The organism is Candidatus Dormiibacterota bacterium (assembly GCA_035544955.1).
GTDB lineage: Bacteria > Chloroflexota > Dormibacteria > CF-121 > CF-121 > CF-13.
In genome coordinates this window covers 1-1,927 of record DASZZN010000019.1, presented here as the reverse complement: position 1 = coordinate 1,927, position 1,927 = coordinate 1, and the positions used below count along the sequence as shown (strand labels likewise).

Here is a 1,927-nt window from a genome sequence, read left to right as displayed (position 1 = left end):
GGGCGCTTCGTTCCCGATATCCCAATCGGGTAAGGTAGGTGGTTCAGTTTCGAGGATTGTTCTCGGTGCCTCCGTCGATCCAACACCAGCGCTCGGCCGGCCGGACGTTGCGCATCGTCTGTCCTAAGCCGGCAGAGCCGGAACCAAAGAGGGGATAGCATCGTCCGCCGGTGCCAAAGCTGTCGAGAGCCAGATGACGGGGTCGCTCACCGAGCGCTATGACGATCGGATCGCCGGCGTGCTGTCCTGTTACGACCGGGTGGTGGTGACCGGGACGCTTCCCACGGTGTGCTACGCCGCGGGAATGACGAAGTTTCTCTACGCGATCGGGGTTCGCATCTTCGATTACCCGCAGTTTGCCTCGACGCTGCGCGACCGCGTGCGCGAGCGGGCGGCATCGCTGGCAGCGCAGGCGGGGATCACGATCGAGCACATCGCCAAGAGCCACATCCGCAAGGAAGCGGTCGTGGCGGAGGTGCTGAAACGACGTGGCGAACACCCCGGCCTGGTGCATGTCATCTCGGCGATGGAGGCGTGCGGCGCCTACCAGCCGTGGCATGACAAGCAGACGCACAAGACCTTCGTGCGGCCGGACAGCGGCAAGTGCCTACACTACTATTTCTATTTCATTGATGCCGAGCTTGGCCTGGTTTATCTGCGGGTGCCGACATGGGCACCGTTCCGCCTGCAATTCTACTGCAACGGTCACAGCTGGCTGGCGCGTCAACTGACGGCAGAAGGCATCGGCTTCACCGCCGCCGACAATGCCTTCATTCGTATCGATGACTGGCAACGCGCTCAGGATCTGGCCGACCGGTTGTCGCCCGACCGGCTACACCTGGTGCTTGACCGCTATGCCGCGCAGTGCTGCCCGGTGCTCGACATATTCCGCCAGTCCTACCACTGGAGCCTGATGCAGGTCGAGTACGCAACCGACCTGGTCTTCCGCTCAGTCGGGACGCTCAGGCCGCTCTACCAACATCTCGCCCGCGAGTCGGTGCTGAGCGTCAAGGCGGAGCAGATCGCCAGCTTTCTCGGCCGTCAGATCAGCCCGCAACTGGCCCAGGAGATCGGTTCTCAGTTTTCCACTCGCATCGAGGGGACCTGCATCAAACACCGCTTCGCCAGTTCCTCGATCAAGATGTACGACAAGTACGGCTGCGTGCTCCGCATTGAGACGACAATCAACGACGTCTCCTTTTTCAAGCACCACCGCAAGGTGGAACATCGGCAGGGGCCGCCGACGCGGGTCCTCGCCCCCGTCAAGAAGACCATCTACAGCCTGATTGACCTACGTGAGATCATGCTCGGCTGCAACCGCCGCTATCTGGCGCACCTCGCAGCGCTCGACGACTTCTCGGCCGGTGTCCGTGCCCTCGACCGGCTCACCAAGCCGCGCACCGTCGAGCAGAAGACCCTCAAGGGAATCAACTTCTTTGACCCGGTCGATAATGCCTTGCTGCACGCGCTACAAAACCCGCGGGTCAACATCGCCGGCATCCGCCGCGCCGACCTGCTCCCGCTGCTCGACCAACTCTCTCCCGATCGCCTCTCACGCCAGCTTCGCCGGCTCCGCGACCTCGGCGTAATCAAGCGGGTCGCTGGAACCTATCGCTACTACCTCACCCGCATTGGCCGCGCCGCTACCGCAGCGCTCTGCCGTGTTACTCAGACCGTGATCATCCCGGCGCTCGCATAAACCAAAAAATCTGTGCAGGAAGTCTCAAGAGTCAGGTCGTTAGAGACTAATCAGCTTCCACCTCCGGGTGACTGGCGCGGTTGGCTCCTTCTGGCCGGACGAGGTTTTGGCAAGACTCGAACTGGCGCCGAGTGGGTTCGGGACCAGATTAGGTCAGGCAAACGCCGGATTGCTCTCGTGGCTCCGACGGCAGCCGATGCCCGCGATGTTATGGTCGAGGGTGAGAGC

General features: G+C 62.3%; 2 protein-coding genes. Both read left to right on the top strand.

All coding sequences use genetic code 11. The features are described 5' to 3' along the window. Positions 1 to 193 precede the first annotated feature (193 nt). A complete protein-coding gene (locus VHK65_07755) occupies positions 194 to 1,699 on the top strand; it encodes a MarR family transcriptional regulator (GenBank protein ID HVS06048.1) in 1,506 nt (501 codons plus the stop codon). Positions 1,700 to 1,711: 12 nt separating this feature from the next. Continuing rightward, the coding region (locus VHK65_07750; protein HVS06047.1) for a hypothetical protein at positions 1,712 to 1,927 on the top strand (216 nt) is incomplete at its 3' end.